The sequence below is a fragment of the Occallatibacter sp. genome (assembly GCF_049510455.1).
GTDB lineage: Bacteria > Acidobacteriota > Terriglobia > Terriglobales > Acidobacteriaceae > Telmatobacter.
On record NZ_JBEKYX010000157.1, the window covers coordinates 1 to 6321 of the forward strand.

A 6321-nucleotide genomic window follows, 5' to 3' on the forward strand; every position below is an offset into this window, starting at 1 on the left:
ACGCTGAGTGTGAAGTTGATGGTGGCCGGCTGATCGACGAGCAGATCGGCTGTGCGCGTCTGAGCGGCAAAGCCGGTGGAGCTGAGCGTGATTACGTAACGCGCCGGGGGGACGATGGGAAAGATGTAATAACCGGCTGCGTCAGCGACCGCCTTGTAGCTGCTGCCGGTGGCGGAATTGGAGAGCGTGATGGATGCGCCTGGAACAAGGGCGCCGCTGGAGTCTGTAATCACTCCGCGAAGCGAGGTGTTTGCGCTCTGACTGAATGCAAGACTTGCGACAGACAGGATGCAACAAAGCATCCATCTCATGAGCAATCTTTTCATGGCTTCTCCCGTAAATGTGTTGACTTGTGCTCTTACCGCTTCGGCGTGTCGTTCTCTGCGTTTGGAGAATTCATCTAGATGACCGAATGACGAAACGGTATACTGAATGCGATTGCGGAGTCAATGAAGATTTCGTAAGAAATTCCACTTTGTCTTGCGTTCCGTGGGAGAAAGGCATTTGACTTGGCTCCGAATCGTGATATATCAGGTAAGCAAATGACCGCCGCACGATCAACGCAATCGCTTCCATTGCACCGCGGGAATGGGCTGCCGCTGTATCAGCAGATCCAGCAGTGGCTGGCGCACCAGATTCAATCGGGTGTGTACAAGCCGTCGGAGCCGCTGCCTTCGATCCAGAAAATTGCGGCGCAGATGGGCGTGAGCCAGATGACGGTTCGGCAGGCGGTGAAGTCGCTGAGCGAGCTGGGGCTGATTTACAGCCGCCAGGGCAAGGGCACCTTCATCTCAGACGTAAAGCTGGAGAAGGAGTTCCGGCATGTGCTGAGCTTCAGCGAAGAGGCGCGGGCGCATGGAGCGACGCCGCATTCGAGGCTGATCTCGTTCAAGATGCGGGAGCCGACGCAGGAGACGCGAGGCGCGCTGGGGCTGGGTAATAAAGAGAAGATTTTCAGGCTGCACCGCGTGCGGTATGAGGACTCGTTGCCGATTGGTATTGAGTGCAGCTGCCTGGCTGTGAATTTGTGCCCGGACCTGCTGGAGACCTTCGATCCGGATACTTCACTGTATGAGAAGCTGGCGAGCCAGTATGGGATTCAGTTGACGATTACGGAGGAAGTGATCGAGGTGGGCAAGGCGAATGCGGAAGAGGCGCGTTTGCTGAAGGTTCCGCGGCAGAGCCCGGTGTTTCTGTTTACGCGCATCTCGTTTGCCGAGGATGGCAGGCCGGTGGAGCATGTGAAATCGACGTACCGGGGAGACCGGTACAAGATTGTGAACCGGCTGATGCGGACCAAGCGGGCAGTGATGAGCCGACCGGTGGGGATGTGAGTCTTGCCCTCCGCAGGAGGCGCTTGCTTTAGATGGCAAGCAATTGTCGTTGCGTTTAATAAAGCAGGTATTTGGCGCGGGTGGTCTGGAAGGCGTTTAGCGCGTCGTCCCAGTCCATTGCTATGCGGCGAGGGTCGGCGCCATTGGTGATGGCGTTGAGGGTGGATTTGCTGCGCATTAGCGTATCGAGAGCGGCGATTTTGTAGTCGTTGGGATAGAGATGCTGGAGTGCGGAGGCGATCTCGATGCCTAGCTCCGGCGCGTCGAGAGAATAGCGATCCGTGATGACGATGTTAACGCCGTTGCAGAGCTGATTGGCATATTTCGAATCGTTGGGCGTGAACTGGATGGGAACGAAGCGGATGCCGGGGATCTCGCGGGCGTTGAGATAACGGGCGAGCGCCGATGCATCAATCCACGGCGCGCCGATAAGCTCGAAGGGTGTGTCTGTGCCGCGGCCTACGGAGATGTTGGTGCCTTCGATCATGCCGATGCCGGGGTAGAGCGAGGCTTCGGTGAGGCTGCGCATGTTGGGTGAAGGATTGATCCAGGTGCGGCCTGTGGAGTCGAACCAGTCGCCGCGCTGCCAGCCTTGCATGGGGATGACGGTGAGCTTTGCGTTGATGTTGCGCTCGCTGTTGAAGAGGCGCGCGAGCTCGCCGATGGTCATGCCGTGGCGGATGGGGGTTTGCGAGTAGCCGACGAAGGATTCGTGGCCTGCATCTGCGACGGGGCCCTGGATGTATGCGCCGCCGATGGGGTTGGGGCGGTCGAGGACGTATATGGGTTTGTTGGCTTTGGCTGCGGCTTCAAGAAAGTAGCCGAGCGTGGACTCATAAGTGTAGAAGGGCACGCCGATGTCCTGAATGTCGTAGACGAGTGCGTCAATGGTGGCGAGTTCATCGGATGTGGGGCGGCGCTTTGCGTCGGTGTCGCCGTAAACGGAGTAGACGATTGCGCCGGTGGCTTCATCGCGCGAGTTGGCGATCTGCGTAGTGTCGAGCTTGCCGGCGATGCCGTGTTCCGGCGTGAAGAATGCGGCGAGTGCGAGGCCGGGTGCGTGGGCAAGCACATCTGCGGTGCGCTGGCCGCGGGCGTCGATGCCGGTGTGGTTGGTGATGAGGCCGATGCGGATGGGATGTGCGGCGTCAGGATGAAGATCGCTGAAGTTGTGATCTTCGAGCACATCGATGCCGACCTTCACATCGCCGTTGCGGATGAAGAGCCGATGCGCGGCCATGATGGATTCGTTGTAGCCGGTGTTGCGCGAGAGACGATAATTCTCGGCCTGCGCAACGGTGAGGTTGAGTGCATCCACAACGGCGGTGGCAAGGCGGCCGCGTAGATCGGTGACGGGATGGCCGCCGCGCGGATGGACGCCATTAGCGAGAAGAATGATGTAGGTGTCGGTCGTGGGGTCAATCCAGAGCGATGTGCCGGTAAAGCCGGTGTGGCCGTAGGAGCCGACGGGGAGCAGCTCGCCGCGATTGGTGGAGAAGGGTGAATCGATGTCCCAGCCGAGGCCGCGCAGCGCTGGGCCCGTGGCGGGATTCTGCGGCGTGGACATTTTTTCAATGATGGCTCGGTTGAGAATGCGCGTGCCGTGGAGCAGCTCTTCGGCAAAGAGCGAGAGATCGTCCGCGGTAGAGAAGAGGCCGGCATGTCCTGCGACTCCGCCCATGCGGCGGGCGGTGGGATCATGCACGACGCCGCGCAGCATGTGGTTCTGCTCGTCATATTGCGTGGGCGCAATGCGGGGAATCCATGACGACGGCGGCAGGAAGCGGGTCTCTTTCATGCCGAGCGGGGAGAAGACGTAGCGAGCGGTGTAGTCGTTGAGCGAGAGGCCGGAGATTTTTTCGACGAGGTAGCCGAGAGTCTCGAAGTTGATGTCGCTGTAGACGAATCGCGTGCCGGGAGGGTTAGCGGGCCTGGACTGCATGGCCATCCGGTATGCGGTGTCGCGGCCCTGCCATGCGGTTTTGAGGTCGAGGTCGGGCGCGAGGCCGGAGTAATGCGTCATGAGCTCGCGGACCGTGATGTCTTCCTTGCCGTTCTGCGCGAACTCCGGGAGGTAGCTGGCGACTGTGGCGTTGAGCCGGATGCGGCCTTGCTGCACGAGCTCCATGACGGCGGAGGTGGTGGCGATGCACTTGGTGAGCGAAGCGAGATCGAAGATGGTGTTGACGGTCATAGGCTCGCGGGCGGGTTCAAGCGAGCGCGAGCCGAAGGCCTTGCGATAGACGACGTGGCCGTTGTGGCCGATGAGGACGACTGCGCCGGGGATGGCGCCTTTGGCGACGGCATCCTGCATGAGGGCGTCGATAGAGGTGAAGCCGCGCATTGGCGGAGCCGGTGCAGTCTGTGCGAAGAGGGACGGCAGGAGGATTGCGGCGAGGGCGACGGTTCGGGGAATGTTGCGAAGCAAGCGGCTCATGATCGTTGAGATTTAGAATATAAGCATAGGGAAGATTGGCTGCTTTGCGGCAGCTTTTTCCGAAAGAAGGAGTGAACTTCTGTGCCTCTGATGAGAACTTCCAACCCGGCCTTTGGCGGGAATGCGTTTCAGGCGCAATATGGCGGCGCGATTGATGCCTCGGCGCGCATGACATTGAGCGGAACGGTCAATAAGACGGGGATTCTGCTGCTGTGCGTGATGGCCACGGCCTCGTGGACATGGCACCTGTTTACGCAGACGCACGATATGTCCGCGGTGGCGCCGTATCTGATGCTGGGCGTCTTTGGCGGCCTGATCTTCGCGCTGGCGACGATCTTCAAGAAAACCTGGGCGCCGGTAACAGCGCCGCTGTATGCGCTGTGCGAGGGATTGTTTCTGGGCGGCATTTCGGCGGTATTTGAGCTGCGCTATCCGGGCATTGCATTTCAGGCGGTCTGCCTGACCTTTGGAACGCTGCTGGCGCTGCTGCTGGCGTATAGCTCGGGTCTGATTCGCGCAACGCGCAAGTTTCAGATTGGCGTGATGGCGGCGACGGGCGGGATTGCGCTCTTCTACATGTTCCAGATGATCATGGGCTTGTTTCATGTGCAGTTTCTGGCCATCAACGGATCGGGGCCGCTCAGCATCGGCATCAGCGTCTTTGTGGTGATTATTGCGGCGCTGAACCTGGTGCTGGATTTCGCCTACATCGAGCAGGGCGTGAATGCCGGCGCGCCGAAATACATGGAGTGGTATGGCGGTTTTTCGCTGCTGGTAACGCTGGTTTGGCTGTACCTGGAGATTCTGCGGCTGCTGTCGAAGATCAATAGCCGGCGATAGGGACGAAGCAGGATCTAGCTTTTAGCTCGATGTTGGAAGAACGAACGGGAGCGCAATCCCAGGTGCCTTGTCATGTTCAGGATGACAAGCAATTGTGAAAGCCCCGGCAAAACATGCCGGGGTTTTCTTTTTTCATGGAGCTTATGGCTCAACGCAGACTAGGGCGCCGGGCGAATCTCTTATACCAGAGCCGATTGCTGGTTTGCATCCTTGCTAAACGCGTTTGCGGGAATTGAAATCAGGTTATGGCAGCGACGCGCGAAAAAATTCATCGCCTCAAGTAGCGCGGAATCGCTACAATGCCATGCAAGCGAAAAACAGAGCCAAAGTGCGTACTGGCCATTCCACGCTGGTTGATGTTAGGGTACTTCTCTCTCTGCCCAACAATTTCTGGACGATGACGACTGAGATGACAATGAAGATTTGTGTAAACGGCCTTATTCCCGCGCGTTGCCTTGCAGTGTGTGTCCTTGCGACCAGTTTTTTTGCAATTGGTTCTCTTGCGATGGCGCAGGCGCCAGCCACACCGCCGCCTGCTCCCGCCCCTGCGCCGGATGCGGCTCAGACGCCGACGCTGTCGACGACAGTGAATGAAGTCTTGCTGGACTTTGTGGCGCACGACAAGAAGAACAATCCGGTGCTGGATATCAAGGCTGAAGATGTGACCGTTACGGATAACGGCACGCCGGTAAAGCTGAGCGGATTGCACCTGGTGAAGGGCGAATCGGCGCACGGCTATGCGATTACGTTTGTCTTTGACCGCTTTGGCGATGCGCTGGCGAGAACCGCGCAGGCGCTGGGCCAGAGGTTTCTGAAGGCGCTGCCGGAGAAGAATACGTCGGTTGCGGTGTTTGACCTGGGAAGCCGTTTGCGGCTGATTCAGGGATTTACCGACCATCGCAAGACAGCGGAAGACGCGATTACGGAAGTGACGGCGAGCCGCATGATCTCAAATCATTCCGACTACAACCTTTCTGTCGGCATGGTTGTGGATTCGGCGGAAGATGCGCGCGTGAAGCAGGCCGCGGCGGCGGAGAAGACCCTGATTGCGATTGCGCGGACGGGTGCGGACACAACCGGCGCTCACGTTTCAGCGGAGCAGCGCGCGCTGGCTGAGACGCAGGTGAAGGCGCTGCAGGATACGCATACGATTGCGCATGAGCAGCATGTGCCGGTGGCGCTGGCGGCCATGCTGGCGATTGTGAAGTCGCAGGAGAAGCTGAATGAGCGGAAGGCGCTGGTTTACTTTACAAGCAACCGGCAGATGGATACGGCGCAGAAGGCGTTTCTGAAGACGATTGAGGCTGCGGCGAGCCGGTCTGGAATCACGATTTACACGATCGATCTGGATGCGCTGGATGTGGGCGCGCAGTACCAGATGGACACCGCAATGGGAATCAACAATATGAGTTTCAATAACGCGCCGATCAACGTGGCTGGCCAGTACACGCCGCCGGGTACGCCGAACGCCACATTCACACCCATGCAGCAGCAGGGGTCCGGACCGATCTCCGGCACGCCCAGCGCACAGGGAGCGGTCTGGGGCGTGTCGCAGGATATTGCGGTGATGACGGACTGGCACCGGCAGAGCGGCGATTACGCGATGTTTCAGGCGAAAAGCCCAATGGCGGGCCTGGCGGTGGATACGGGTGGGATTTATATCGATGCACAGGTGAACGTGAAGCGTCCTCTGGAGCAGATGGTGGAGGA

Annotated in this window: 5 protein-coding genes; 3 read left to right on the forward strand and 2 right to left on the reverse strand. The window is 59.1% G+C overall.

What is annotated here, in order from left to right:
* Nucleotides 1-326 (reverse strand): carboxypeptidase-like regulatory domain-containing protein (locus tag ABSG47_RS19890; protein WP_424171980.1); only part of this gene is annotated, 326 nt, incomplete at its 3' end.
* 216 nt (nt 327-542) lie between these two features.
* Here ABSG47_RS19890 and ABSG47_RS19895 point away from each other — a divergent pair.
* Nucleotides 543-1334 carry a GntR family transcriptional regulator gene (locus ABSG47_RS19895; protein WP_424171982.1) on the forward strand — a complete coding sequence of 264 codons (792 nt, stop codon included), beginning with the start codon at nt 543-545 and terminating at the stop codon, nt 1332-1334.
* A 55-nt stretch (nt 1335-1389) separates the two neighbouring features.
* Here the strand turns inward: ABSG47_RS19895 and ABSG47_RS19900 are convergent, their stop codons facing one another.
* Nucleotides 1390-3771: an exo-beta-N-acetylmuramidase NamZ domain-containing protein gene (locus tag ABSG47_RS19900; protein ID WP_424171984.1), complete on the reverse strand. Its 2382-nt coding sequence runs from the start codon at nt 3769-3771 to the stop codon at nt 1390-1392.
* 90 nt (nt 3772-3861) lie between these two features.
* On the opposite strand from ABSG47_RS19900, the gene ABSG47_RS19905 reads away from it, so the two are divergent.
* Both ABSG47_RS19905 and ABSG47_RS19910 read left to right on the forward strand, forming a co-directional pair.
* Nucleotides 3862-4611, forward strand: coding sequence for a Bax inhibitor-1/YccA family protein (locus ABSG47_RS19905; protein ID WP_424171990.1), 750 nt, complete (start codon nt 3862-3864; stop codon nt 4609-4611).
* A gap of 415 nt (nt 4612-5026) precedes the next feature.
* A partial coding sequence (locus ABSG47_RS19910; RefSeq protein WP_424171987.1) for a VWA domain-containing protein occupies nt 5027-6321 on the forward strand: 1295 nt, incomplete at its 3' end.